22 protein-coding genes are annotated in these 25,452 nt (G+C 58.8%); 13 read left to right on the forward strand and 9 right to left on the reverse strand.

Annotation, left to right across the window (positions count from 1 at the left end; all coding sequences use genetic code 11):
- Window positions 1-999, reverse strand: a 999-nt coding sequence (locus DEO48_RS19845) for a chemotaxis protein (RefSeq protein WP_109846081.1), incomplete at its 3' end; no start/stop codon positions are given.
- A gap of 64 nt (window positions 1,000-1,063) precedes the next feature.
- Window positions 1,064-1,981, reverse strand: a complete 918-nt coding sequence (rbn, locus tag DEO48_RS19850) for a ribonuclease BN (RefSeq protein ID WP_109846082.1) — start codon at window positions 1,979-1,981, stop codon at window positions 1,064-1,066.
- Between the two features lie 71 nt (window positions 1,982-2,052).
- Between rbn and DEO48_RS19855 the strand changes: the two genes are divergently transcribed.
- From DEO48_RS19855 to DEO48_RS19900, 10 genes are all read left to right on the forward strand, one after another.
- On the forward strand, window positions 2,053-2,514 hold the full coding sequence (locus tag DEO48_RS19855; protein ID WP_109846083.1) for a GNAT family N-acetyltransferase: 462 nt from the start codon (window positions 2,053-2,055) through the stop codon (window positions 2,512-2,514).
- Window positions 2,515-2,567: 53 nt separating this feature from the next.
- Window positions 2,568-2,873 (forward strand): stress response protein ElaB, encoded by a 306-nt coding sequence (gene elaB / locus DEO48_RS19860; protein ID WP_008500219.1) that lies wholly within the window; start codon window positions 2,568-2,570, stop codon window positions 2,871-2,873.
- Window positions 2,874-2,959: 86 nt separating this feature from the next.
- Window positions 2,960-4,255: an isochorismate synthase MenF gene (gene menF, locus DEO48_RS19865; protein WP_109846084.1), complete on the forward strand. Its 1,296-nt coding sequence runs from the start codon at window positions 2,960-2,962 to the stop codon at window positions 4,253-4,255.
- An 88-nt stretch (window positions 4,256-4,343) separates the two neighbouring features.
- Complete coding sequence (gene menD / locus DEO48_RS19870; RefSeq protein ID WP_109846085.1) at window positions 4,344-6,014, forward strand: 2-succinyl-5-enolpyruvyl-6-hydroxy-3-cyclohexene-1-carboxylic-acid synthase; 1,671 nt, start codon at window positions 4,344-4,346, stop codon at window positions 6,012-6,014.
- Complete coding sequence (gene menH, locus DEO48_RS19875; RefSeq protein WP_109846086.1) at window positions 6,011-6,787, forward strand: 2-succinyl-6-hydroxy-2,4-cyclohexadiene-1-carboxylate synthase; 777 nt, start codon at window positions 6,011-6,013, stop codon at window positions 6,785-6,787. The genes menD and menH overlap by 4 nt, the downstream gene beginning before the upstream one ends.
- Complete coding sequence (gene menB / locus DEO48_RS19880; protein WP_023312524.1) at window positions 6,784-7,641, forward strand: 1,4-dihydroxy-2-naphthoyl-CoA synthase; 858 nt, start codon at window positions 6,784-6,786, stop codon at window positions 7,639-7,641. The genes menH and menB overlap by 4 nt, the downstream gene beginning before the upstream one ends.
- Window positions 7,641-8,606, forward strand: a complete 966-nt coding sequence (gene menC, locus DEO48_RS19885; RefSeq protein WP_109846087.1) for an o-succinylbenzoate synthase — start codon at window positions 7,641-7,643, stop codon at window positions 8,604-8,606. The genes menB and menC overlap by 1 nt, the downstream gene beginning before the upstream one ends.
- A complete protein-coding gene (gene menE / locus DEO48_RS19890) occupies window positions 8,603-9,964 on the forward strand; it encodes an o-succinylbenzoate--CoA ligase (RefSeq protein WP_109846088.1) in 1,362 nt (453 codons plus the stop codon). Before menC ends, menE begins: the two co-directional genes overlap by 4 nt.
- A gap of 124 nt (window positions 9,965-10,088) precedes the next feature.
- The gene (locus DEO48_RS19895; RefSeq protein WP_109846089.1) at window positions 10,089-10,628 is read left to right on the forward strand and encodes a YfaZ family outer membrane protein; all 540 of its coding nucleotides are present in this window, start codon (window positions 10,089-10,091) and stop codon (window positions 10,626-10,628) included.
- A gap of 93 nt (window positions 10,629-10,721) precedes the next feature.
- Window positions 10,722-11,921, forward strand: coding sequence for a nicotinamide mononucleotide deamidase-related protein YfaY (locus DEO48_RS19900; protein ID WP_109846090.1), 1,200 nt, complete (start codon window positions 10,722-10,724; stop codon window positions 11,919-11,921).
- 33 nt (window positions 11,922-11,954) lie between these two features.
- Here DEO48_RS19900 and glpC read toward each other — a convergent pair whose 3' ends face one another.
- The 3 genes from glpC to glpA are packed head-to-tail and all read right to left on the reverse strand — an operon-like array spanning window position 11,955 to window position 15,977.
- Complete coding sequence (gene glpC / locus DEO48_RS19905; RefSeq protein WP_109846091.1) at window positions 11,955-13,145, reverse strand: anaerobic glycerol-3-phosphate dehydrogenase subunit GlpC; 1,191 nt, start codon at window positions 13,143-13,145, stop codon at window positions 11,955-11,957.
- Entirely contained in the window at window positions 13,142-14,359 is a 1,218-nt protein-coding gene (gene glpB, locus DEO48_RS19910; protein ID WP_109846092.1) for a glycerol-3-phosphate dehydrogenase subunit GlpB, read from the reverse strand. Before glpB ends, glpC begins: the two co-directional genes overlap by 4 nt.
- A complete protein-coding gene (gene glpA / locus DEO48_RS19915; protein WP_109846093.1) occupies window positions 14,349-15,977 on the reverse strand; it encodes an anaerobic glycerol-3-phosphate dehydrogenase subunit A in 1,629 nt (542 codons plus the stop codon). Before glpA ends, glpB begins: the two co-directional genes overlap by 11 nt.
- Window positions 15,978-16,229: 252 nt before the next feature.
- On the opposite strand from glpA, the gene glpT reads away from it, so the two are divergent.
- Window positions 16,230-17,582 (forward strand): glycerol-3-phosphate transporter, encoded by a 1,353-nt coding sequence (gene glpT / locus DEO48_RS19920; protein WP_109846094.1) that lies wholly within the window; start codon window positions 16,230-16,232, stop codon window positions 17,580-17,582.
- An 11-nt stretch (window positions 17,583-17,593) separates the two neighbouring features.
- The gene (gene glpQ, locus DEO48_RS19925) at window positions 17,594-18,652 is read left to right on the forward strand and encodes a glycerophosphodiester phosphodiesterase (protein WP_109846095.1); all 1,059 of its coding nucleotides are present in this window, start codon (window positions 17,594-17,596) and stop codon (window positions 18,650-18,652) included.
- Between the two features lie 105 nt (window positions 18,653-18,757).
- On the opposite strand, the gene yfaE is transcribed toward glpQ, so the two are convergent.
- The 4 genes from yfaE to ubiG form a co-directional block, all read right to left on the reverse strand.
- Complete coding sequence (gene yfaE, locus DEO48_RS19930; protein WP_008500234.1) at window positions 18,758-19,012, reverse strand: class I ribonucleotide reductase maintenance protein YfaE; 255 nt, start codon at window positions 19,010-19,012, stop codon at window positions 18,758-18,760.
- Complete coding sequence (nrdB, locus tag DEO48_RS19935; RefSeq protein WP_109846096.1) at window positions 19,012-20,142, reverse strand: class Ia ribonucleoside-diphosphate reductase subunit beta; 1,131 nt, start codon at window positions 20,140-20,142, stop codon at window positions 19,012-19,014. Before nrdB ends, yfaE begins: the two co-directional genes overlap by 1 nt.
- 49 nt (window positions 20,143-20,191) lie before the next feature.
- A complete protein-coding gene (nrdA, locus tag DEO48_RS19940; protein ID WP_109846097.1) occupies window positions 20,192-22,477 on the reverse strand; it encodes a class 1a ribonucleoside-diphosphate reductase subunit alpha in 2,286 nt (761 codons plus the stop codon).
- 347 nt (window positions 22,478-22,824) lie between these two features.
- Window positions 22,825-23,553 (reverse strand): bifunctional 2-polyprenyl-6-hydroxyphenol methylase/3-demethylubiquinol 3-O-methyltransferase UbiG, encoded by a 729-nt coding sequence (ubiG, locus tag DEO48_RS19945; RefSeq protein WP_039263205.1) that lies wholly within the window; start codon window positions 23,551-23,553, stop codon window positions 22,825-22,827.
- A 146-nt stretch (window positions 23,554-23,699) separates the two neighbouring features.
- On the opposite strand from ubiG, the gene gyrA reads away from it, so the two are divergent.
- The coding region (gene gyrA, locus DEO48_RS19950; RefSeq protein WP_109846098.1) for a DNA topoisomerase (ATP-hydrolyzing) subunit A at window positions 23,700-25,452 on the forward strand (1,753 nt) is incomplete at its 3' end.

Raw genomic sequence — 25,452 nt, forward strand, 5'->3', positions numbered from 1 at the left:
CAGCTGCTTCCGGCTAATCAACGGCCCGTCAATCTTCTTCATCGAGCGGTCCAGCACTTCCTCAATCACCGACGACAGCTCGTTCAGCTCAAACTTCGCGACGTACCCGTCGGCCTTTACCTTGCGAATATGGTCTTCGTTGGCGTTGCCGGAAAGGGAAGAGTGGATCACTACCGGAATGTCCTTCAATACCGGGTCGGTTTTGATTTTGCGCGTCAGCGTAAAACCGTCCATCTCCGGCATTTCGAGGTCGGTCAGCACCAGAGCGATCTTATCAGTGATGGGAACTCCTTCAGCCTGCGCCTGTGCGGCCAGCACGCCAATTTTCTCCCACGCGTCTTTGCCGGTGATATGCAGCTGCGCGGGGATCTCCATCGCCTGCAGACCTTTCTCCAGCATCGATCGCGCCACCTTGGAATCTTCTGCAACGATGGCGACAGCGCCCGGCTTGATATGGAATTTGGTGGTCTTCAGATTCGTGGCGTGCAGATCGTGATTGGCCGGGGTGATGTCATACAGGATCTGCTCAACGTCCAGCACCATCGCCAGATCGTTGGTATCGGTCTTCTCGTCAAGACACGCGATGCTGGTGATGTAGCGACCGCTAACGGCGGTTTCCGCCGCATGCACCTGCTTCCAGTCCAGACGCATGATGTTCTCAACCGATTCCACGGCAAACGCCTGCACGCTGCGCGCATATTCGGTGATCAGCAGGATGTTCAGCCCGGTGGTAGGCTTACAGCCCGCCACGGCGGCCAGGTCAATCACCGGGATCACCTGATCGCGAATATTCACCATTCCCATCAGCGGCGATTTCATCCCGGCGGGTTTCGTGAACTCCGGCATCGGCACAATTTCACGCAGCTTAAAGACGTTAATGCCAAACAGCTCGGATTTATTTTCGTTCAGAGAGGTGCCAAGACGGAACAGCAACAGTTCAAAACGGTTCGACAGGGTCAGATTCGCCCTGTCATCAATATCTTTCTGGAAATTATCCATTCTACCCTCGAGAGAAATGCTGACCTTTTAATCGTTATCGGCATCCTGAGGGAAAAATGAAGGACTAAACGCTAACCTGAGCGAAATCTTCGGCCAGCTCACATTCCGGGAACAGCGCACGGCACTCTGCCAGCAGCTTTTCGCAGCCCCGCGCGTCGTAGCGCGAGCTGACGTGGGTGACGATGAGCCGCCCGACGCCCGCGTCGCGGGCAAGCTGCGCCGCCTGACGCGTGGAGCTATGCCCCCGGCTGTTGGCTTTCTCTTCCATCGCCGTTTCAAGGGTTGCTTCATGCACCATCACGTCCACGCCCTGAGACAGCGTGAGCGCCGCCGGGCACGGGGCCGTATCGCCAAAAATCGCCAGTTTTTTGCCGGGCTGCGGTGCTGCGAGATAATCCTGGCCGTTAATGACGCGTCCGTCCTCCAGCGTGACGGTCTCTCCGTGCTTCAGACGCTGGAACAGCGGCCCGGGTTTTACGCCATCGGCCATCAGCGCGGCGGCATCCAGCGCGCCGGGTTTATCATGCGCATCAATGCGGTAGCCATAGCACTCCACAGGATGATTGAGCGGTTGAGCGGTAACCCGGTAATCCCCGTCATCAAAAACCAGGCCTTCGGCAATCTCAACGACCTCCAGCGGATAATCTGTCCATGACCCGCTCAGGCGCAGCGTAGTTTCGACAAATTCACGAATACCCGCAGGCCCGTAAATCGTCAGCGGGTTGGCGTTACCGGCCATCGAGCGGCTGCACAGCAGGCCGGGAAGGCCAAACAGATGGTCGCCATGCAGATGGGTGATAAAAATTTTATCCAGCTTGCCGGGGTGATAAGCGGTGTGTAACAGCTGATGCTGCGTGCCTTCACCGCAGTCAAACAGCCACAGCCCGCCGCGGGTGGGATGCTTAAGATCCAGCAGGATCGCCGTAACGTTTCGTGAGCGGGTTGGCACGCCAGCGGACGTACCCAAAAAAATCAGTTCCATAACGCAATCAGCCCTTTGCCGAACGGGGAGGGGTTTAGTATAACGTGATGAACCCCAGGAAGGAGACTGACATGATCCAGTGGCAAGATTTACATCATAGCGACCTCACCGTTGATTCACTTTACGCCCTGCTGAAGCTGCGCTGTGAAGTGTTTGTTGTGGAACAGACCTGCCCGTATCAGGACATCGACGGCGATGACCTCGTTGGTGAGAACCGCCATATCCTCGGCTGGCGGGATAACGAGCTGGTGGCATATGCGAGGATTCTGAAAAGCGAAGACGATTTTGAGCCTGTCGTCATTGGCCGCGTCATCATCAGCGGCAAGGCGCGCGGTGAAAAGCTGGGCTATCAGCTGATGGAAAAAACGCTGGAGGCGTGCCGGAAACAGTGGCCGGACAAGGCGTTATACCTGGGCGCGCAGGCGCATCTTCAATCCTTTTACGGACACTTTGGCTTTGCGCCAGTGACGGATGTATATGACGAAGATGGTATTCCGCATATCGGCATGGCGCGAGAAGTGAAACAGGCGTAATGGCATCTCGTTGGCTATAGTTAGCGGACTGGTGTACTAACATGGAGAAAAATATGTCATTTCAATCTTGGGATACCCGTATCGACGACGACCTGGCCTTGCTGAGCGAAACGCTGGAAGAGGTGTTGCGTTCCTCGGGCGACCCTGCCGATCAGAAATATATTGAGCTAAAAGCCCGCGCCGAGCAGGCGCTACATGAAGTGAAAAACCGCGTCAGCCATGCGTCTGATACCTACTACTACCGTGCCAAAAAAGCGGTGTATCGCGCCGATGATTACGTGCATGAAAAACCGTGGCAGGGTATTGGGGTGGGTGCTGCCGTGGGGCTGGTGCTGGGGCTGCTGTTAGCCCGTCGTTAAGCCGCTTAACCACTCCCTATACGTGGGTACTGCTATTTATGGCCAGTACCCCGTATAATATGACGTTTTAACAGGGAGAGGTTCGCGTGAATTCGATTTTCCTCGCGCTGGAGCAACTGCGTACCCAGCTATCGCAAGCGTTACCCGCAGTACCCGGCATACGTCATTTCGACGTCACTTTCCCGTTAAACGACGCCTTCGATCCCCTCGCATGGCTGGGCGAGCAGCAATGTTATCCGCAGTTTTACTGGCAGCAGCGTAACGGTGATGAAGAGCTGGCCGCGCTGGGGGCGGTCACCCAATTTTCCTCTCTGGCATTAGCCTCGCAGTTTTTGCGCGCGCAAAACGCGGCAAGTGATACCCGCATCTGCGGCCTGAACGCCTTTAATCCCGAACAGGGTAGCCTCTTTTTACCGCGACTGCTCTGGCGACGCACCGCCGGCAACGCCACGCTGCGCCTTCAGCTGTGGAGCGACCGCTCGCTTGTGGAGGATGCCCGCGTCGCGCAGGATTTTTTACAGCGGCTTCGTTCTGCCAGATCTATCCGTCCGCTCTCCGTGCAGGTTGAGCACGAAACCCATCAGCCGCAGCAGGCCGAATGGCTGAAGCTTATCCGCAGGGCGACGGAGACCATCGCGCGCGGTGATTTTGAAAAGGTTGTGCTCGCCCGGGCAACCGATCTGCAGTTCACACAGCGCGTTAACCCTGTCGCGCTAATGGCCGCCAGCCGCGCCCTCAATTTACATTGCTATCATTTCTGCATGGTATTCGACGCCCGCAACGCGTTTCTTGGCTCTACGCCCGAGCGTCTCTGGCGGCGGCGAGGCAAGCTGCTGCGCACGGAAGCGCTCGCGGGAACCGTCGCCAGCCATACCGATGATAGCCAGGCGCAGCGTCTCGGCGAGTGGCTGCTGAACGATGATAAAAACCAGCGCGAAAATATGCTGGTGGTGGAAGATATCTGCCAGCGTCTTCAGCACTCTACGCAGACGCTTGAGGTACTGCCCCCCCAGGTGGTACGCCTGCGTAAGGTGCAGCATTTGCGCCGCTGTATCTGGACCGAGCTGAAACAGGCCGACGACGTGCAGTGTCTGCTCATGTTACAGCCGACCGCGGCCGTTGCCGGATTACCCCGACAGCCCGCGCGCGAGTTTATCCAGAAGGTTGAACCCTTTAACCGCGAGTGGTACGCCGGTTCGGCCGGGTATTTATCCCCCGAACAGAGTGAGTTCTGCGTGGCGCTGCGCTCCGCGCGCGTTCAGGAGGACTCCCTGCGGCTCTACGCCGGCGCCGGTATTGTCAGCGGATCTGACCCGGAGCAGGAGTGGCAGGAGATTGAAAACAAAGCAGCCGGATTGCGCTCTCTGCTCCTAAGGGATTAATACAGATTCGCGCAATCCCGATTCATATCAAAATTCCAATTTTTTCTATTATTTATACTGTGTCGCATTCTTGATACCGGACAATCTCATGTCAGTAAGTTCTTTTAACCGACGCTGGGCGGCGGTGATCCTTGAAGCCCTGACGCGCCATGGCGTCAGGCACGTGTGTATTGCACCGGGTTCTCGCTCAACGCCGCTGACGCTGGCGGCCGCTGAAAACCGGGCGTTGATTCACCACACCCACTTTGATGAACGCGGTCTCGGCCATCTGGCGCTGGGTCTGGCGAAAGTCAGCAAAGAACCTGTGGCGGTGATCGTCACCTCCGGTACCGCCGTGGCGAACCTCTATCCGGCCCTGATTGAAGCCGGGTTAACGGGTGAAAGACTGATCTTACTGACGGCCGATCGTCCCCCTGAGCTTATCGACTGCGGTGCCAATCAGGCCATTCGCCAGCCGGGGCTCTTTTCTTCGCATCCTTCGCAGACGATTTCGTTACCGCGTCCCACCCAGGATATTCCGGCAAGCTGGCTGGTCTCCACCGTCGATCACGCCATGGAGACGTTGCGCAGCGGGGCTTTGCATATCAACTGCCCGTTTGCCGAGCCGCTGTACGGCGAGCTGGACGACACGGGTCTTGACTGGCAGCAGTCTCTCGGCGACTGGTGGCAGAGTGAAAAACCGTGGCTGCGCGAGCAGACGCATCTTGAGAGCGCGAAACAGCGCGACTGGTTCTTCTGGCGGCAGAAGCGCGGCGTGGTTATCGCTGGGCGCATGAGCGCCGCCGAAGGCAAGCTGGTCGCTGAATGGGCGCAAACCCTCGGCTGGCCGCTGATTGGCGATGTGCTTTCCCAGACCGGTCAGCCGCTGCCGTGCGCCGATCTCTGGCTGGGTAACGCGAAAGCGGTCACCGAGCTTGCGCAGGCGCAGATTGTGGTCCAGCTTGGATCGAGTTTGACCGGCAAACGGTTACTGCAGTGGCAGGCCACCTGCACCCCGGAAGAGTACTGGCTGGTGGATTCGCTGGAAGGACGGCTTGACCCGGCGCACCACCGCGGCCGTCGTCTGGTCAGCAGCATCGACGCCTGGCTGACGCTTCATCCGGCTGAGAAACGAAAGTCGTGGGCGGTGGCTATACCGGACCTTTCGCGCCAGGCGTGGGAACTGACCAAAGCGCACTGTGAAGCGTTTAGCGAAGCCGGGCTGGCGCACCGCATTCGCCAGTGCCTGCCTGAACAGGGGCAGCTGTTTGTCGGCAACAGCCTGGTCGTGCGGCTGATTGACGCTTTCTCGAAGCTGCCCGCGGGCTACCCGGTGTACAGCAACCGCGGTGCCAGCGGCATCGACGGGCTGATCTCGACGGCGGCGGGCGTGCAGCGCGCCAGCGCGAAATCGACGCTGGCGATCGTGGGCGATCTCTCCGCGCTCTACGATCTCAACGCGCTGGCGCTGCTGCGTCAGGCGTCAGCCCCGTTTGTGCTGATTGTGGTCAACAACAACGGCGGGCAGATTTTCTCCCTGTTGCCAACGCCTCAGAGCGAACGCGAGCGTTTCTATCTGATGCCGCAGAACGTGCAGTTCGAACACGCCGCGGCGATGTTTAGCCTGAAATACCATCGCCCGGAAAGCTGGGAACAGCTGGACGCGGCATTAAGCAGCGCCTGGAAACAGCCGGGCGCGACGCTGATCGAGCTGGTGGTGAACGAGGCTGACGGTGCGCAGGCCCTGCAAAGCCTGCTGGCGCAGGCGAGCCAGCTGTGATCCTCTCGGGCGTGCAGCAGGGTGGCAAACCGGGCTATCCCTGGCTGGTCTTTTTGCACGGTTTTTCCGGCGACTGCCGCGAATGGCAGAGGGTCGGTGAAGGGCTCAGCGATTATCCCCGGCTGTATCTGGATCTGCCGGGTCACGGCGGATCCCGGAATCTGGGCGTTACGGGGTTTGACGAGATTAGCACGTCGCTCACCCGAACCCTTCTTAGTTACAACATACTTAAATTCTGGCTCATCGGGTACTCCCTCGGCGGCCGCATTGCGATGTTTCATGCCTGCCAGCAGCCGAAGGGGCTGCTCGGGGTGATTGTTGAAGGTGGACATCCGGGCCTGCAGGATGCCGATGCGCGAAATGCGCGGCTGGCGTCCGACCGCCGCTGGGCAGCGCGTTTTCGCTCCGAACCGCTGGAGAAGGTGTTCGCTGACTGGTACCAACAGCCCGTGTTTGCCTCCCTCACGGACGCCCAGCGCGAGGCGCTGATTACCCTGCGCAGCCAGAACAACGGCGCGACGCTGGGGATGATGCTCGAGGCGACCTCGCTGGCCGTGCAGCCGGATTTGCGTGCCGCGCTTAGCGCACGCGATTTCTCTTTTGACTATCTCTATGGCGAACGGGATGAAAAGTTCGCGGCCCTTGCCGCGGAAGTGAACGCCGTTCGCCATGCAATTCCCAATGCCGGACACAACGCCCACCGGGAAAACCCCGATGCGGTTATCGCGAGTCTGGCTCAGATACTGCGTTATCGAATAAAGGACACTCTATGATCTACCCTGATGAAAACATGCTTTACGCCCCGGTTGAATGGCAGGACTGCTCCGAAGGCTACACCGACATTCGCTACCACAAATCCACCGACGGCATTGCCAAAATCACCATCAACCGCCCGCAGGTACGTAACGCCTTCCGTCCGCTGACCGTGAAAGAGATGATTCAGGCCCTGGCGGATGCGCGCTACGACGACAACATCGGCGTGATTGTCCTGACCGGCGAAGGCGATAAAGCGTTCTGCTCCGGCGGCGATCAGAAAGTGCGCGGCGACTACGGCGGATACCAGGACGATGCGGGTACCCACCACCTGAACGTCCTCGATTTCCAGCGCCAGATCCGCACCTGTCCAAAACCGGTGGTGGCGATGGTGGCGGGCTACTCCATCGGCGGCGGTCACGTGCTGCACATGATGTGCGATCTGACCATTGCCGCTGAGAACGCCATTTTTGGCCAGACCGGTCCGAAAGTGGGATCCTTCGACGGCGGCTGGGGCGCCTCGTACATGGCACGCATCGTCGGGCAGAAAAAAGCCCGCGAAATCTGGTTCCTGTGCCGTCAGTACAACGCTCAGGAAGCGCTGGATATGGGCCTGGTGAATACCGTGGTGCCGATTGCCGATCTCGAAAAAGAGACCGTTCGCTGGTGCCGCGAAATGCTGCAAAACAGCCCGATGGCGCTGCGCTGCCTGAAGGCCGCTCTCAACGCCGACTGCGACGGTCAGGCGGGTCTGCAGGAGCTGGCGGGCAACGCCACCATGCTGTTCTACATGACCGAAGAGGGTCAGGAAGGGCGCAACGCGTTTAACGAAAAACGCCAGCCGGACTTCAGCAAATACAAACGGAATCCGTAATGCGTCGCGCGCAGGTTTACCGCTGGCAGATACCGATGGACGCGGGCGTGGTGCTGCGTGAACGGCGGTTAAAAACCCGTGACGGTTTCGTCGTGCATCTGCAGCAGGACGAGCGGGAAGGCTGGGGCGAAATTTCACCTCTGCCGGGTTTTAGCCTGGAGTCGCTGGATGACGCGCAGTCAGCATTGCTGGCGTGGGCGGACGCGTGGCGTGAGGGCGCGGATCCGGCGTTGCCGGACGTGCCTTCCGCGGCTTTTGGCATCAGCTGCGCGCTGGCGGAGCTGGACGGCAGCCTGCCTGAAGAGGCTAACTACCGCGCGGCACCGCTCTGTACGGGCGATCCTGACGAGCTGTTCGCGCTGCTCTCCGCCATGCCGGGCGATAAAGTGGCGAAAATTAAAGTCGGTCTCTACGAAGCGGTGCGCGATGGCATGGTCGCTAACCTGCTGCTGGAGGCGATCCCCGACCTCCATTTGCGTCTGGACGCTAACCGCGCCTGGACGCCGCTCAAGGCGCAGCAGTTTGCTAAGTACGTCAACCCGGCGTACCGCAACCGCATTGCCTTCCTCGAAGAGCCGTGCAAAACCCGCGACGATTCGCGCGCGTTTGCCCGCGAAACGGGGATTGCCATCGCCTGGGACGAAAGCCTGCGTGAGGACGATTTTGAATTTATCGCCGAGCCCGGCGTCAGCGCGGTGGTGATTAAACCGACGCTGACCGGCAGCCTGGCGAAGGTGCGCGAGCAGGTCGCGGCGGCGCACGCTTCGGGGCTGACGGCGGTCATCAGCTCGTCGATTGAGTCCAGCCTTGGGCTGACACAGCTGGCGCGCATTGCCGCCTGGCTAACGCCGGATACGATCCCCGGCCTCGACACGCTGAACCTGATGCAGGCCCAGCTTATCCGCACGTGGCCGGACAGCGCGCTGCTGTGCCTCGACGTCACGGCGCTGGAGCCGTTGTTATGAGTTTTACCGACTGGCCGTGGCGGCACTGGCGCGCGCAGTTTGCTGATAAACCGGCCCTGAGGCTGAACGATGAGGTGCTCAGCTGGCAACAGCTGTGCGCCCGCATCGACCGCCTTGCGGCAGAGTTTCACCTGCAGGGCGTGGAGGAGGGCAACGGCGTGCTGCTGCTGGCCCATAATCACCCCCAAACCCTGCTGGCGTGGCTCGCCCTGCTCCAGTGCGGGGCGCGTATTCTTCCCGTTAATCCGCAGCTGCCTCGCCCGCTGCTGGACGTGTTGCTCCCGCAGATGACGCTGCGCTTTGCGCTGGTGCTGGACGGTATCTGCGACGGTCTTCCTGCCCTGAGCATGCGCGAGCGCGCGGGGGAATATCGCGTTGCGTGGCAGCCGTCGCGGATGGCGTCGATGACGCTGACCTCCGGCTCCACCGGGCTGCCGAAAGCGGCGGTGCATACCTGCGCCGCCCATCTCGCCAGCGCGCGCGGAGTGCTGGCGCTGATGCCCTACGGCGAAGACGACGACTGGCTGCTTTCGCTGCCGCTGTTTCACGTTTCCGGCCAGGGGATTTTATGGCGCTGGCTGCAGGCCGGCGCGCGGTTAACCGTGCGCGAGAAACATCCGCTGGCGCAGGCTTTGCGCGACTGTACCCACGCCTCGCTGGTGCCGACCCAGCTCTGGCGTCTGCTTAATACCCGTCAGCCTGTCACACTGAAAGCGGTGCTGCTGGGCGGTGCCGCCATCCCTGTGGAGTTGACGCAGCAGGCGCGCGAGCAGGGAATTCGCACCTTCTGCGGCTACGGCCTGACCGAGTTTGCCTCTACCGTCTGCGCAAAAGCGGCGGACGGCGAGCCGGACGTAGGCTATGCGCTGCCGGGCAGAGAGGTGCAGGTAGTTAACGGTGAGGTCTGGATCCGGGCAGAGAGTATGGCCTCAGGCTACTGGCGGGACGGCGAATTGGTTCCGCTGACCAACGCGCAGGGATGGTTCGCCACCCGCGATCGCGGTGAATGGCATGACGGCCGCCTGACGATCCTCGGCCGCATGGACAACCTCTTTTTTAGCGGCGGAGAAGGGATCCAGCCGGAGAGCCTTGAGCGCGTTATCGCCCGCCATCCGCAGATTAACCAGGTGTTTATCGTCCCGCTGGACGACGCCGAGTTTGGACAGCGTCCGGTGGCGGTGGTGGAGTGCGAGCCGGGAACGGATATCAGCTGTTTACCTGACTGGGTCAGGGATAAGGTGGCGCGTTTTGAGCAACCCGTCCGCTGGCTGCTGTTGCCGACCGAACTCAAAAATGGCGGCATTAAAGTCTCGCGCCGCGCGTTGCAGCAGTGGGTGAACGCCTCGCTGAAGGGATAATAGCCGTTTCAAATAATTACAATCTACTGACCTGCCGCACGCAGAGTGCTTGATCCCCGGAAGACTCCGGTTAAAATCTCGCGGTTTTGGGACTTGTTTATAATAATTGTGTGGGATCACGACAATGAAAAAAGCGGCATTAGTGGGCTTCGGCCTGATGGTTGTATCTGCGGCGGCTAACGCCATCAGCATTAACGGCTCGGCGGGTCAGGATTATACCCACCTGGGCTTTGGCATGGGTACCGAGACTTCCGGTCTGGCGATGACCGGCGGCTGGACGCATAACGATGACGACGGCGACGCGGCGAGCCTCGGCCTGGGTCTGAACGTTCCTCTTGGCCCGTTCCTGGCCACCGTCGGCGGTAAAGGTATCTATACCAACCCAAATGACGGTGACGAAGGGTACGCGGCGGCAGTGGGCGGCGGCCTGCAGTGGAAAATTGGCGACAGCTTCGGCCTGTTTGGTGAGTACTACTACTCTCCAGATTCCCTCTCAAGCGGTATCGAAAGCTATGAAGAGGCCAACGCTGGCGCACGCTGGACCATCATGCGTCCGATTACCATCGAAGCGGGCTATCGCTATCTGAACCTGGCCGGCAAAGACGGCAACCGCGACAACGCGTTGGCCGACGGCCCGTACGTGGGCGTCAGCGCAGGCTTCTAATCACACTGGCGCGGCGTTCTGTCGCGCCAGTTTCTCTCTTCTCGACCCCGCGTTTGCGCTATAGTGTTTTGACCAAATAAGCGGGAGAACATAATGATTAACGTGGAGATGTTATCCACCGGCGACGAAGTGCTGCATGGACAAATTATTGATACCAATGCTGCCTGGCTTGCCGATCTTTTCTTTGAGCAAGGATTACCGTTAACGCGCCGCAATACGGTGGGCGACAATCTTGAGTCGCTGGTCGCTATTCTGCGCGAGCGCAGCGAACACTGCGACGTGCTGATTGTGAATGGCGGACTCGGCCCCACCGGTGACGATCTCAGCGCGCTGGCCGCCGCGACCGCAAAAGGCGAAGGGCTGGTGCTGCACGAGGCGTGGCTTTCGCAGATGGAGCGCTTTTTCTCCGAACGCGGCCGCGTCATGGCCTCCAGCAACCGCAAACAGGCTGAAATTCCCGCCAGCGCCGAGCTGGTCGATAACCCGGTGGGTACCGCGTGCGGGTTTGCCATGCAGCTGAACCGCTGCCTGATGTTCTTCACGCCGGGCGTGCCCTCAGAATTTAAAGTGATGGTCGAGCAGCAGATCCTGCCGCGCCTTCGCGATCGTTTTACCCTGCCTGAACCGCCGCTGTGCCTGCGTCTGACCACCTTTGGCCGCTCGGAAAGCGATCTGGCCCAGAGCCTTGACCCTCTCCCGCTGCCGCCGGGCGTCTCCATGGGCTACCGCTCCTCCATGCCGATCATTGAACTCAAGCTGACAGGCCCGGCCGAGCAGAAAGAGGCGATGCTGGCCCTGTGGCCCGAGGTGCAGCGCGTGGCGGGCGAAAGCCTGATCTTTGAAGGGACGGAAGGGCTGCCCGCGCAGATTGCGACGCATCTGCAGTCGCGTCAGCTGAGCGTGACCTTAAGCGAGCAGTTCACCGGTGGCCTGCTGGCCCTGCAGCTGTCGCGCGTAAACGCGCCGCTGCTGGCCAGTGAAGTGGTGCCGTTCCAGCAGGAGACCCTGGCGCAGACCGCCCGCTGGGCTTCCGAGAGAAGGGTGAAGCATTTTGCCGGTCTGGCGCTGTTCGTCGGGGGGCTGGACGAGGAATGCCTTAACTTCGCGCTGGCGACGCCGGAAGGCACCTGGGCCCTGCGGGTAAAAATGAGTATCACCCGCCACAGCCTGGCGGTGCGTCAGGAGGTTTGCGCTATGATGGCGCTGAACATGCTGCGCCGCTGGCTGAATGGCAAAGAGGTTGCCAGCGAGCACGGCTGGATTAACGTTGTCGAGTCGCTGTTCATTGAGTAAAACCTGTGCCGGGGCCTTTCGCCCCGGCACTGTTTAGCCCAGCGCCTTCGCCAGCAGGGTGATCGGATGTTCGCAGCGCTTGCTGGTGGACATCTCAATCTGCCACTTGCAGGTTTCGCAGTCCGTTACCACGATATCCGCGCCGCTCTCTTCAATCTGACGGAACAGCGGGGCGCCAATCGCCTGCGACGTTTCGTAGTTTTCACGCTTAAAGCCGTAGGTTCCTGCAATCCCGCAGCAGCGCGAGTCCAGCACCGTCAGCTCCAGGCCTGGAATAAGCCGCAGTAGCTCAAGCGTATAGAGCGACCAGCCCATTTTTTCCATGTGACACGGCGTGTGATAGACCACTTTCAGCGGTAATGTCCCCAGCGGCAACGTCTGCCCGCTATCGAGCTTACGCCACAGGAAGCGTGTCGCTAGCTCGATGTGCTCGCGCAGGCCGGTGTTATCCACGTCCAGCAGATGCGGGTACTCGTCGCGCAGGGTGAAGGTACAGGTGGACGAGGTCGCCAGCACCGGAATACCTTTATCGACAATCGCTTCGCGCAGTGACCTGACATTGCTCTGAGCCTGCCTGCGCGCTTTATCGGTAAACCCGTTGGCGATCAGCGGTACGCCGCAGCACTTCTCTTTGTTCAGTAACTGAACGCCTGTTCCCATGGCGTTCAGCACCTTCAGCAGATCTTTACCCAGCTGCGGATGGTTGTAATTCACATAGCAGCCGTGGAAGAAGGCCACCTGGTCGGCATACTTCGCCTGTTCCGCCGCGACGGATTTATACCAGCGGCGGAAGGTGCCGTGAGAATATTTCGGCAGGCTGCGGTGATGAGCTATCTTCAGCGTGGCATCCAGCAGCTGGCGCACCGGTTTGAGAGAGGTCGCGGCATTCACCAGCGGGGCAAACGGCGTCGAGACGCTGCCCATCAGATCGGTGTGGCTCAGAATAGCGTCACGCAGCGTCGGCTTTTGCGTGCTGTAGCGCGCCCGGGCTCGCTGGATGATATCGCCGATTTTCACATCCGACGGGCAGGCGACTTCGCAGCGTTTGCAGTTGATGCAGTATTTCAGCGCCTCGTCGTATAGCTTGCCGTCCTTCAGGCGCAGACGCTCGCCGTCCGGCCCGGCCTGTTTTGGGCCGGGATAGCGTGGGTTCACGCCACTCACCGGGCAGACGGTGGTACACAGCGTGCATTTAATGCAGCTTTCAAAACGAGTGTCGTTCATTGTTCAGCCTCCGTGCGCTGGCTAATCTGCTCTGCCACATACAGCGCCGTGACGGCGCAGACTCCGCCACCGCATCCCTGGGCAATGGGATCGTACCCGCCCAGCAGCGAGCCGATGGCAAAGAGATTACTGACGGGCTTACCGGAAAGTTGCGGATGCAGCTGGCTATCGACAATCACGCCGAACTGCTGCCAGGGCTGCGGCGAGAAGAAATCACTTTGATACCAGTCCGCACGGGAGGCTCGCTGGCGAACATCGAGCCCCATAATGGCTTCCCGGATGCCCTCCCGGCTGCTCAGCAGCCCGTTGCTGAAGAAGCTGCCGCTTGCCAGCACCGTAAAGCGCGCGCGAAGCGGAATATCGTCGTGGTTGCGCGTCCAGACTTCGCTCACCGCGCAGTCGGTCAGGGTGATTTTTTTCACCTCATCACCCGCCATCCACACGCCGCCCTGCGCGACAAACTGGCGCTGGAGCTGGGTATGCAGGCGAATGCCGGGTACGGAAGGGGGCAGGGTTGGCAGCAGGCCGAGCGAGCAGGGCAGACGATCCGAGAGCCAGCGCCAGAGCCGGTTGTCGTTCAGGCCAAAGCACGCGGGCATCAATAGCGCATCGCATCCTGCCGCAAGCGGGCTGAGCGCCTCATACAGCAGCGGCCATTTGTCCTCGTTATCCAGAAAACGGGCGATATTCACCGCGCGAAACTCGCTCGGGTTGTCGCGCAGGACATCCAGTTCAGGCAGCTCTATCTCTGCCGTTTCGGCATTGACGCCCTGGCGACAGAGCGACGCGGCCGCGAGATGGGGCTGAAAATCCAGAAAGCCGCTAATGCCCACGACCCGCACGCGTGCGGCATTGAAGGGAGCAACGGGCACTTCTTCCGGGCTGAGCCAGGCAGAGCGCAGGGTGCCGAGCGGGGTGACGCGCTGGTGATTGAACCGGGCGCTTCCCTTCAGACGCGCGCCGCAGTCCGCCAGCAGCGCTTCGGTTTCCAGCGCAAAGCGGTCAATATGCTGGGCGCCAATCAGGTGATACGGGTGCTCCGGCGGCAGCTTGTCACGGTACGCTTCGTCCACCAGATCCAGAGAGCCCGACGAGAAGTGCAGGGCGCTCTGGCCCCGGGTGATAATGGCGCAGCGAAGACCCTGCTTCGAGAGCTTGATGCCGCAGAGCAGGCCTGCCAGCCCGCCGCCGACGATTACGGTATCAAATTTCATCGCGTTGCTCCTTCTCAAGACCGCAAAGCCCCTGGTAGACCCAGCGGGTAAATTCGCTTTCGCGCAGCGCATCTCCCCAGGCGACAGGCTGAATGCCTTTCCAGCGCTCGTTTAAAAACGCGCTGAGCTGATCGAGCGACTGGGTGGCGGAGGTGGTGTGAAAACGCTGTAATAACCCGGCGGCACGACAGGCGCACAGCTCGCCCTGGCAGGTCCCCATTCCCACGCGGGTGCGGCGACGAAGATCGAGCAGGCTTGTGACCGTCAGGTTCTCCACCGCGTACTGCACCTCACCGGCGGTGACGGCTTCGCACTCGCATACCAGGCTGCGGCTCAGGCGTCCTTCACCGAGCCACTGCGGCGTTCTGTCGCCGTGGCGGTAAATCGCGGATCCGCGCAGCGGCGCGGGCAGGGAGATAATTTTTTGCAGCGTTTTTTCGGTGGACTGCCGCGAGCCGGGCAGCGGCTGGTCTGCCGTCACGCATGTTTCGGTATTCCCCAGCTTGCGGCAGACGGCATCGGTCGCCCACTCGGCCATCAGGCGGTAGGTCATCAGCTTGCCGCCGGTGATGGTGATAAACCCGTCCATGCCGTCGCGCTCGGCGTGATCGAGCAGCACGATTCCCCGGCTGACGTTACGTCCGCTCGGGTCGTTGTCGCTGGCAACCAGCGGACGCACGCCCGCGTAGGCGCGCAGAATACGCGTCTGCGCCATCACAGGGGCCAGTTTTTCCCCTTCCCGCAGCAGGATATCCACCTCTTCAGCGGTGACGCGGTTGTAATCAATCTCGCTGTAGTCCACGTGGGTTGAGGTGGTACCGATTAACGAAATGGTGTCGCCCGGGACCAGGATATCGGCGTCGGACGGCTTGCGGCAGCGGTTAATCACGTGATTATTAATGCGGTGGTCGAGGATCAGCAGCGAGCCTTTCGCCGGGAACATCCTCACTGACAAGTCAGCGTATTCCGCGATGCGCTGCCCCCAGATCCCCGCCGCGTTGACCACTACGGCGGCATACAGCTCGCTGTGTTCGTTATACTGCGTATCAAGGATCCGCACGCCGCAGATACGATGACCTTCACGGATAAGCCCGGTCACTTCGTGCCCGGTCAGGATGCGCGCGCCATGCTCGCGGGCGTCCAGCATATTGGCGGCCGTCAGGCGAAAGGGGTCAACGGTGCCGTCAGGCACTTTTACCGCGCCGATAAGCGCCGGGTTAACCGACGGTTCCAGCCGCCGCGCCAGCGCCGGGTCCATTACCTCAGCCTGAATGCCCGCCGCAGTGCAGGCGGTAATAAAGGTGTCCTGAAAGGCGAGATCATCTTCGGGAAGAGTAATAAAGAGGCCGTTGGTTGGCTCAATGCAGTGGCGGGCGATACGCTTGAGGATCTGGTTTTCAGCAATACATTCGCGCGCGGATTCACCGTCGGTAACCGCATACCGCGCGCCGCTGTGCAGCAGGCCGTGGTTACGCCCGGTTGCGCCCGTGGCGATATCGTGGCGCTCCAGCAGCGTGACGCTTAAGCCGCGAAGGGCGCAGTCGCGTGCGATCCCGGCGCCGGTTGCGCCACCGCCAATGATTATCACATCGCTGTAACGAGGATCGTGAATGGTCATTGTTTACCCTCTATGTTCGTTTTTTTATCATTTAGCCATATCAATTGTGTGGTTTGTTTGATTTCGAACATAAACGCGCGAAATTCGAAAGTGAAACGTGATTTCATGCGCTTTTTTGCGCATTCTGTCATATTTCTGTAACATTCTGTGCGTTGATTCACAGTAACAATCACCGTGATTTCTTAACATCCCCGCCTCTGGAATTCAGGTGCGAGCCACCTGCCCATTCAATTCAAGGCCACGGAGGCTGTTATGCTCAGTATCTTCAAACCTGCGCCGCACAGGGCGCGTCTGCCAGAGGCAGAAATTGATCCGCTATACCGCCGTCTGCGCTGGCAAATTTTCCTGGGGATTTTCTTCGGGTACGCGGCGTACTACCTTGTACGTAAAAACTTCGCGCTCGCCATGCCGTATCTGGTGGAGCAGGGCTTCTCCCGCGGCGATCTGGGGTTCGCGCTGTCGGGGATCTCAATCGCCTACGGTTTTTCCAAATTCATCATGGGTTCCGTGTCGGATCGCTCGAATCCGCGCGTGTTCCTGCCCGCCGGCCTGATCCTGGCGGCCGCGGTCATGCTGTTCATGGGCTTTGTGCCGTGGGCGACGTCCAGTATTGCGATTATGTTCGTGCTGCTGTTCCTCTGCGGCTGGTTCCAGGGGATGGGGTGGCCGCCGTGCGGACGTACCATGGTGCACTGGTGGTCGCAGAAGGAACGCGGCGGCATCGTGTCGGTGTGGAACTGCGCGCATAACGTAGGTGGCGGTATTCCGCCGCTGCTGTTCCTGCTGGGGATGGCCTGGTTCAACGACTGGCATGCTGCGCTCTATATGCCTGCCTTTGGCGCCATCGTCGTGGCGATTTTCGCCTTTGCGCTGATGCGCGATACGCCGCAGTCCTGCGGCCTGCCGCCGATTGAAGAGTATAAAAACGACTATCCGGATGATTACAGCAAGGAGCACGAAGAAGAGCTGACCGCAAAACAGATCTTCATGAAGTACGTCCTGCCGAACAAGCTGCTGTGGTACATCGCGGTGGCGAACGTGTTCGTTTACCTGCTGCGCTACGGCATTCTGGACTGGTCCCCGACGTACCTGAAAGAGGTGAAGCACTTCGCGCTGGATAAATCGTCCTGGGCCTATTTCCTGTATGAATATGCCGGGATCCCGGGCACGCTGCTTTGCGGCTGGATGTCGGACAAGGTGTTTAAAGGCAACCGCGGCGCGACGGGCGTGTTCTTTATGACCCTGGTCACCATCGCGACCGTTGTTTACTGGCTCAACCCGCCGGGCAACCCATCAGTAGACATGGCCTGCATGATCGTTATCGGCTTCCTGATTTATGGTCCGGTAATGCTGATTGGCCTGCACGCGCTGGAGCTGGCGCCGAAAAAAGCGGCAGGCACGGCGGCAGGCTTTACCGGTCTGTTCGGCTATCTGGGCGGTTCGGTCGCGGCGAGCGCCATCGTTGGCTACACCGTTGACTTCTTCGGCTGGGACGGCGGCTTTATGGTGATGATCGGCGGCAGCGTGCTGGCGGTACTGCTGCTCACTGTGGTCATGATCGGTGAGAAACGTCACCACGCGGAAGTGCTGGCGCGTCGTCAATAAGGAGCATTGCGATGAAATTATCTTACGTAACAACCGGCCTGCTGCTGGCGGGCCTGATGACGGGCTCCGCGCTGGCGGCGGATAAAATCGTTATCGCCCACCGCGGCGCCAGTGGCTATCTGCCGGAGCATACGCTCCCGGCTAAAGCGATGGCCTATGCCCAGGGCGCGGATTATCTGGAGCAGGATCTGGTGATGACCAAGGACGACCAGCTGGTCGTCCTGCATGACCACTACCTGGACCGCGTGACGGACGTGGCGGAGCGTTTCCCGGACCGCGCGCGAAAAGATGGCCGCTACTACGCCATCGACTTCACGCTGGCGGAGATCCGTTCCCTGAAGTTTACCGAAGGCTTCGAGATCGAAAACGGCAAGAAGGTGCAGGTCTATCCGGGACGTTTCCCGATGAGCAAATCTGACTTCCGGATCCATACCTTCCAGGAAGAGATTGAGTTTGTTCAGGGGCTGAACCACTCAACCGGTAAAAATATCGGCATCTACCCGGAGATCAAAGCGCCGTGGTTCCACCATCAGGAAGGGAAAGACATTGCCGCGAAGACGCTGGAGGTGCTGAAACAGTACGGCTACACCAGCAAGCAGGACAAAGTCTACCTGCAGTGTTTTGACGCCGCCGAGCTGAAGCGCATCAAAACCGAGCTGGAGCCGAAGATGGGGATGAACCTCAATCTGGTGCAGCTTATTGCCTATACCGACTGGAATGAAACCCAGGAGAAGCAGCCGGACGGCAAGTGGGTGAACTACAGCTACGACTGGATGTTTAAGCCGGGCGCGATGAAGCAGATTGCGCAGTACGCCGACGGCATCGGGCCGGATTACCACATGCTGGTGGCGGAAGGCTCAGCGCCGGGCCACGTGAAGCTGACGGCGATGGTGAAAGAGGCGCACACCAGCAGGATGCAGGTGCATCCGTATACCGTGCGTGCAGACCAGCTGCCGCCATATGCCACGGACGTGAATCAGCTTTATGAGGTGTTGTATAACCAGGCGGGCGTGGACGGACTGTTTACGGATTTCCCGGATAAAGCGGTCGAATTCATTCACCGGAAGTAGGTTTGGCAGGTCGGGTAAGGCGAAGCCGCCACCCGACAATCAGGCTCTGCGGCCTGATGCCCTCACCTTAACCCTCTCCCACCGGGAGAGGGGATAAGGACAACATCACATCTCGATCTCTATATCGCCTTTTGCCCGGCAGCAGCAGGGCAAAATTTCCCCTTCGTTGATAAAGGCCAGCGGCTCGGTCAGCCAGTCCACCTGGCCGGCGACCAGGCGGCAGCGGCAGGAGCCGCAGTAGCCGGAACGACACTGGTACTCTACTTCTACCTGATGCGCCTCAAGCGCCACCAGCAGAGAAGGGTGCTCCTCCCGACACAGCACCTCAGTGCCGGAAAGACTTAACGTGACGCGTGACATCAGAGCTGGAAGTCGCTCAGGTCGTCGGTGTTGACTTCAGAATCAATCTGACCGACCAGATAAGAGCTGACTTCCACTTCCTGCGGCGCAACCTGCACGTTATCGGATACCAGCCAGGTGTTGATCCACGGAATCGGGTTAGAGCGCGTCTGGAATGGCAGGTCAAGACCGACGGCCTGCATGCGGATGTTGGTGATGTACTCAACGTACTGGCACAGGATGTCTTTGTTCAGGCCGATCATGGAACCGTCGCGGAACAGGTAGTCTGCCCACTCTTTCTCCTGCTGGGCCGCCAGCACGAACAGGTCGTAGCACTCCTGCTTGCACTCTTCGGCGATTTCCGCCATCTCCGGATCGTCCGTACCGCTGCGCAGCAGGTTCAGCATGTGCTGGGTACCTGTCAGGTGCAGGGCTTCATCGCGGGCGATCAGACGGATGATTTTGGCATTGCCTTCCATCAGCTTGCGCTCGGCAAAGGCGAAGGAGCAGGCGAAGCTCACGTAGAAGCGGATCGCTTCCAGCGCGTTGACGCTCATCAGGCACAGGTAAAGCTGTTTTTTCAGCGCGCGCAGGTTCACGGTGATGGTTTTACCGTTCACGTTGTGCGTACCTTCACCCAGCAGATGCCAGTAGCTGGTCATCTCGATCAGCTCGTCGTAGTAGTGGGCAATGCCTTCCGCGCGCTTCTGGATCTGCTCGTTGGTAACGATATCGTCAAACACCACCGCCGGATCGTTCACGATGTTGCGGATGATGTGGGTGTAAGAGCGGGAGTGGATCGTCTCGGAAAACGCCCAGGTTTCCACCCAGGTTTCCAGCTCAGGAATGGAGATCAGCGGCAGCAGCGCCACGTTCGGGCTACGACCCTGAATGGAGTCCAGCAGCGTCTGGTACTTCAGGTTGCTGATGAAGATATGTTTTTCGTGATCCGGCAGCGACTGGTAGTCAATACGGTCGCGGGAGACGTCCACTTCTTCCGGGCGCCAGAAGAAGGAGAGTTGCTTTTCAATCAGCTTTTCGAAGATGTCATATTTTTGCTGATCGTAGCGTGCCACGTTGACCGGCTGGCCGAAGAACATCGGCTCTTTGAGCTGGTCGTTTTTCGTCTGTGAAAAGGTGGTATATGCCATGAGTGTGTCCTGTCTTACGAAATAAAGGCGGGGATATCCCCGCCCTTCATTAGATCTTACATGCGCCGCTTTCGCAGCCATCGTCCTGAATTGACGGTACCAGGTCGTCCTGAGCGTCTTCCGCACCGTCACGGGTGTTGTGATAGTACAGGGTTTTCACGCCAAATTTGTAGGCGGTGAGTAGGTCTTTCAGCAATTGCTGCATCGGTACCTTGCCGGACGGGAAGCGCGTCGGGTCATAGTTGGTATTGGCAGAGATCGACTGGTCGATAAACTTCTGCATGATACCCACCAGCTGCAGGTAGCCGTCGTTGTTTGGCATTTCCCACAGCAGCTCGTAGTTGTTGCCCAGCGTTTCGTAGTCCGGTACCACCTGACGCAGCACGCCGTCTTTCGACGCTTTAATGCTGACGTGGCCGCGCGGCGGTTCAATACCGTTGGTGGCGTTAGAGATCTGCGAAGAGGTCTCGGACGGCATCAGGGCAGAGAGCGTAGAGTTACGCAAGCCGTGGGTCTTGATGGACTCGCGCAGGCCTTCCCAGTCGAGATGCAGCGGCTCGCTGACAATCGCATCCAGGTCTTTCTTGTAGGTGTCGATTGGCAGAATGCCTTTCGCGTAGGTGGTTTCGTTGAACCACGGGCACGCGCCTTGCTCTTTCGCCAGCTCGTTAGAGGCTTTCATCAGGTAGTACTGAATCGCTTCGAACGTCTGGTGCGTCAGGTTGTTAGCGCTGCCGTCGGAGTAACGCTTGCCGTTTTTCGCCAGCCAGTAGGCGAAGTTGATCACGCCGATACCCAGGGTACGGCGGCCCATTGCACCGCGTTTAGCGGCCGGGATCGGGTAATCCTGGTAGTCCAGCAGGGCGTCGAGCGCGCGAACCGCCAGCACGGCCAGCTCTTCCAGCTCGTCCAGGCTCTTAATCGCGCCCAGGTTGAACGCGGACAGCGTACACAGCGCGATTTCGCCGTTTTCGTCGTTCACGTCTTCCAGCGGTTTGGTCGGCAGGGCGATCTCCAGGCACAGGTTAGACTGGCGCACTGGCGCAACCATCGGGTCAAACGGGCTGTGGGTGTTGCAGTGGTCCACGTTCTGGATGTAAATACGGCCGGTAGAGGCACGTTCCTGCATCATCAGGGAGAAGAGGTCTACCGCTTTCACGCGCTGCTTGCGAATGCTGTCGTCTTTTTCGTATTTGGTGTACAGACGCTCGAACTCGTCCTGATCGGCAAAGAACGCGTCATACAGGCCCGGAACGTCGGACGGGCTGAACAGCGTAATGTCTTCGCCTTTCAGCAGACGGGTGTACATCAGCTTGTTGATCTGCACGCCGTAGTCCATGTGACGCACGCGGTTGCCTTCCACGCCGCGGTTGTTTTTCAGAACCAGCAGGCTTTCCACTTCCAGGTGCCACATCGGGTAGAACAGGGTCGCAGCACCGCCGCGCACGCCGCCCTGAGAGCAGGATTTTACTGCCGTCTGGAAGTGTTTATAGAACGGAATACAGCCGGTGTGGAACGCTTCACCGCCGCGAATCGGGCTGCCCAGCGCACGGATGCGACCGGCGTTGATGCCGATACCGGCACGCTGGGAGACGTATTTCACGATGGCGCTGGAGGTGGCGTTGATGGAATCCAGGCTGTCACCACACTCGATCAGTACGCAGGAGCTGAACTGACGGGTTGGGGTACGCACGCCAGACATGATTGGCGTCGGCAGTGAAATCTTGAACGTGGATACCGCATCGTAGAAACGCTTCACGTATTCCAGACGGGTGTCACGCGGGTAGTTAGAGAACAGGCAGGCGGCCACCAGAATGTAGAGGAACTGGGCGCTTTCGTAGATCTCACCGGTTACACGGTTCTGAACCAGGTATTTGCCTTCGAGCTGCTTCACCGCCGCGTAGGAGAAGTTCATGTCACGCCAGTGATCGATAAACCCGTTCATCTGCTCGAACTCTTCTTCCGTATAGTCTTCCAGCAGATGCGTGTCGTATTTGCCCAGCTCAACCATTTTCACTACGTGATCGTAAAGCTTCGGCGGCTCAAACTGGCCGTAGGCTTTTTTACGCAGGTGGAAAATAGCCAGACGTGCAGCGAGGTACTGATAATCCGGTGCTTCGCGGGAGATGAGGTCTGCCGCTGCTTTAATGATTGTTTCGTGGATATCAGACGTTTTGATACCGTCGTAGAACTGAATGTGAGAGCGCAGTTCAACCTGGGAGATAGATACGTTGTTCAGTCCTTCTGCTGCCCAGTCGAGAACTCGATGGATTTTGTCCAGATTGATACGCTCGGTAGTACCGTCGCGCTTTGTCACCAGCAGACTCTGATTCATGTGGGTTTTACCTGTCCGTGAAATAAAAAATATCCCCCGTTTATCCACAGATCCGCCTTGTGACTAACTCTGTGGATAAATACTACATATAGGGGGTTTGCGATAAGAAAAACGCTATATGGTGAGTATTCTAGTATCGAATCTTTTCAGCACAAGGGTTGATTTTGACGTTAAATTGAGGTTGTGAAAGGGTAAAAAAGGCTAAGTCCTCGTACCGTAAGGCCTGGAAGACATGTCAATAATTAAGAAAAAAAATTCAAAATTTGATCGAGTGCTGATTTCTTCAACGGGAGGTCAGAATTGCGCAACATGATGTCGCGCAATCTTTATAAGAATAACGAATGACGTTAGTCGTTTTTAGCGGTTGTGTGCAACATATAGTTAACATCAACGCCCGGTGCGAGTTTGAATTTATCGGTCAGCGGATTGTAGTGCAGGCCGGTGATGTGCTGCTCTTTGAGCCACGTCTGGTCAACCCAGCTTAACAGCTCCGCAGGCTTGATGAATTTCTTCACGTCGTGCGTCCCTTTCGGCACCATGCGCAGTACATACTCCGCGCCAACGACGGCCATCAGCCACGCTTTACCGTTACGGTTGATGGTTGAGAAGAAGACCTGGCCGCCCGGCTTCACCAGTTTTGCACAGGCGTGCACCACCGACTGCGGATCGGGAACGTGCTCCAGCATCTCCATGCAGGTCACCACATCGTACTGATGGGCGTGTTTTGCCGCGTGCTCTTCCACGGTTTCCTGCACGTATTCCACCTGTATGCCGGACTCCAGCGCGTGAAGGCGGGCAACCTGGAGGGGTTCAAAGCCCATATCCAGGCCCGTAACATTCGCCCCTTCGCGCGCCATGCTCTCAGCCAGGATGCCGCCGCCGCAGCCGACGTCGAGCACTTTCTTACCGAACAGACCGCCGGAACGCTCCGCGATATAGCCCAGACGCAGCGGGTTAATGCGATGCAGCGGTTTGAACTCACCTTCGAGATCCCACCAGCGGGACGCCACCGCTTCAAATTTGGCAATCTCTTCGTGGTCAACGTTGTGAGCCACCGGGGATTTTTCGGCATTCATGGGCGCTTTTACTCCTTATTTAGCAAGACAAAGGAGTATATCAGGCAATCCCCGTGAATAAAGCGTATAGGTTTACCTCAATCACCTCGGCTGTGTTATAATTTGCGACCTTTGAATCCGGGATACAGTAGAGGGATAGCGGTTAGATGAGCGACCTTGCGAGAGAAATTACACCGGTTAACATCGAGGAAGAGCTGAAGAGCTCCTATCTGGACTATGCGATGTCGGTCATTGTTGGCCGTGCGCTGCCGGACGTCCGCGATGGCCTTAAGCCGGTACACCGTCGCGTACTATACGCCATGAACGTATTGGGCAATGACTGGAATAAAGCCTATAAAAAATCTGCCCGCGTCGTCGGTGACGTCATCGGTAAATATCACCCGCATGGTGATACCGCCGTTTATGACACCATCGTTCGTATGGCGCAGCCATTCTCATTGCGCTACATGCTGGTAGATGGTCAGGGTAACTTTGGTTCAGTCGACGGCGACTCCGCTGCGGCGATGCGTTATACGGAAATCCGTATGTCGAAAATCGCTCACGAGCTGATGGCCGACCTGGAAAAAGAGACCGTTGATTTCGTCGATAACTACGACGGCACCGAGCGCATCCCAGATGTGATGCCAACCAAGATCCCGAACCTGCTGGTTAACGGTTCGTCCGGTATCGCGGTCGGTATGGCAACCAACATTCCGCCGCACAATATCACCGAGGTGATCAACGGCTGCCTGGCCTATATCGACGATGAAGACATCAGCATTGAAGGGCTGATGGAACATATCCCGGGCCCGGACTTCCCAACGGCGGCGATCATCAATGGTCGTCGCGGTATTGAAGAAGCGTACCGCACCGGCCGCGGCAAGATTTACATCCGTGCCCGCGCCGAAGTGGAAGCGGACGCTAAAACCGGCCGTGAAACCATCATTGTTCACGAGATCCCGTATCAGGTGAACAAAGCGCGTCTGATTGAAAAAATCGCCGAGCTGGTAAAAGAAAAACGCGTTGAAGGCATCAGCGCGCTGCGTGACGAGTCTGACAAAGACGGTATGCGCATCGTGATTGAGATCAAACGCGACGCGGTGGGTGAGGTTGTGCTGAACAACCTGTACTCCCAGACTCAGCTTCAGGTCTCCTTCGGTATCAACATGGTTGCGCTGCACCATGGTCAGCCGAAGATCATGAACCTGAAAGAGATCCTGAGCGCGTTCGTGCGTCACCGCCGTGAAGTGGTGACCCGTCGTACCATCTTCGAACTGCGCAAAGCGCGCGACCGTGCGCACATCCTTGAAGCGCTGGCGGTTGCGCTTGCCAACATCGACCCGATCATCGAACTGATCCGTCGTGCGCCAACCCCGGCGGAAGCGAAAGCAGCCCTGGTTTCCCGTCCGTGGGATCTGGGTAACGTTGCCGCGATGCTGGAACGTGCGGGCGATGACGCAGCGCGTCCAGAGTGGCTGGAACCTGAATTCGGCGTGCGTGACGGTCAGTATTACCTGACTGAACAGCAGGCCCAGGCGATTCTGGATCTGCGTCTGCAGAAACTGACCGGCCTTGAGCACGAAAAACTGCTCGACGAATACAAAGAGCTGCTGGAACAGATTGCTGAACTGCTGCATATCCTGGGCAGCGCAGAGCGTCTGATGGAAGTGATCCGTGAAGAGCTGGAGCTGGTCCGCGATCAGTTCGGCGATGCGCGCCGCACCGAAATCACCGCGAACAGCTCTGATATCAACATTGAAGATCTGATCAACCGCGAAGACGTGGTGGTCACCCTGTCTCACCAGGGCTATGTGAAGTATCAGCCGCTGACCGACTACGAAGCACAGCGTCGTGGCGGTAAAGGCAAGTCTGCAGCGCGTATTAAAGAAGAAGACTTTATTGACCGCCTGCTGGTGGCGA

Source organism: Enterobacter sp. CGMCC 5087, assembly GCF_003144775.1.
Classification (GTDB): Bacteria; Pseudomonadota; Gammaproteobacteria; order Enterobacterales; family Enterobacteriaceae; genus Enterobacter; species Enterobacter cloacae_M.

What these genes read in the sequence shown, in the direction of transcription:
- nrdA (WP_109846097.1), bottom strand. Translation starts at nt 22,477, where the DNA reads ATGAATCAGAGTCTGCTGGTGACAAAGCGCGACGGTACTACCGAGCGT.
- glpT (WP_109846094.1), top strand. Translation starts at nt 16,230, where the DNA reads ATGCTCAGTATCTTCAAACCTGCGCCGCACAGGGCGCGTCTGCCAGAG.
- menE (WP_109846088.1), top strand. Translation starts at nt 8,603, where the DNA reads ATGAGTTTTACCGACTGGCCGTGGCGGCACTGGCGCGCGCAGTTTGCT.
- glpA (WP_109846093.1), bottom strand. Translation starts at nt 15,977, where the DNA reads ATGACCATTCACGATCCTCGTTACAGCGATGTGATAATCATTGGCGGT.
- glpQ (WP_109846095.1), top strand. Translation starts at nt 17,594, where the DNA reads ATGAAATTATCTTACGTAACAACCGGCCTGCTGCTGGCGGGCCTGATG.
- ubiG (WP_039263205.1), bottom strand. Translation starts at nt 23,553, where the DNA reads ATGAATGCCGAAAAATCCCCGGTGGCTCACAACGTTGACCACGAAGAG.
- nrdB (WP_109846096.1), bottom strand. Translation starts at nt 20,142, where the DNA reads ATGGCATATACCACCTTTTCACAGACGAAAAACGACCAGCTCAAAGAG.
- rbn (WP_109846082.1), bottom strand. Translation starts at nt 1,981, where the DNA reads ATGGAACTGATTTTTTTGGGTACGTCCGCTGGCGTGCCAACCCGCTCA.
- menB (WP_023312524.1), top strand. Translation starts at nt 6,784, where the DNA reads ATGATCTACCCTGATGAAAACATGCTTTACGCCCCGGTTGAATGGCAG.
- elaB (WP_008500219.1), top strand. Translation starts at nt 2,568, where the DNA reads ATGTCATTTCAATCTTGGGATACCCGTATCGACGACGACCTGGCCTTG.
- glpC (WP_109846091.1), bottom strand. Translation starts at nt 13,145, where the DNA reads ATGAACGACACTCGTTTTGAAAGCTGCATTAAATGCACGCTGTGTACC.
- DEO48_RS19895 (WP_109846089.1), top strand. Translation starts at nt 10,089, where the DNA reads ATGAAAAAAGCGGCATTAGTGGGCTTCGGCCTGATGGTTGTATCTGCG.
- yfaE (WP_008500234.1), bottom strand. Translation starts at nt 19,012, where the DNA reads ATGTCACGCGTCACGTTAAGTCTTTCCGGCACTGAGGTGCTGTGTCGG.
- menD (WP_109846085.1), top strand. Translation starts at nt 4,344, where the DNA reads ATGTCAGTAAGTTCTTTTAACCGACGCTGGGCGGCGGTGATCCTTGAA.
- DEO48_RS19900 (WP_109846090.1), top strand. Translation starts at nt 10,722, where the DNA reads ATGATTAACGTGGAGATGTTATCCACCGGCGACGAAGTGCTGCATGGA.
- glpB (WP_109846092.1), bottom strand. Translation starts at nt 14,359, where the DNA reads ATGAAATTTGATACCGTAATCGTCGGCGGCGGGCTGGCAGGCCTGCTC.
- menC (WP_109846087.1), top strand. Translation starts at nt 7,641, where the DNA reads ATGCGTCGCGCGCAGGTTTACCGCTGGCAGATACCGATGGACGCGGGC.
- DEO48_RS19855 (WP_109846083.1), top strand. Translation starts at nt 2,053, where the DNA reads ATGATCCAGTGGCAAGATTTACATCATAGCGACCTCACCGTTGATTCA.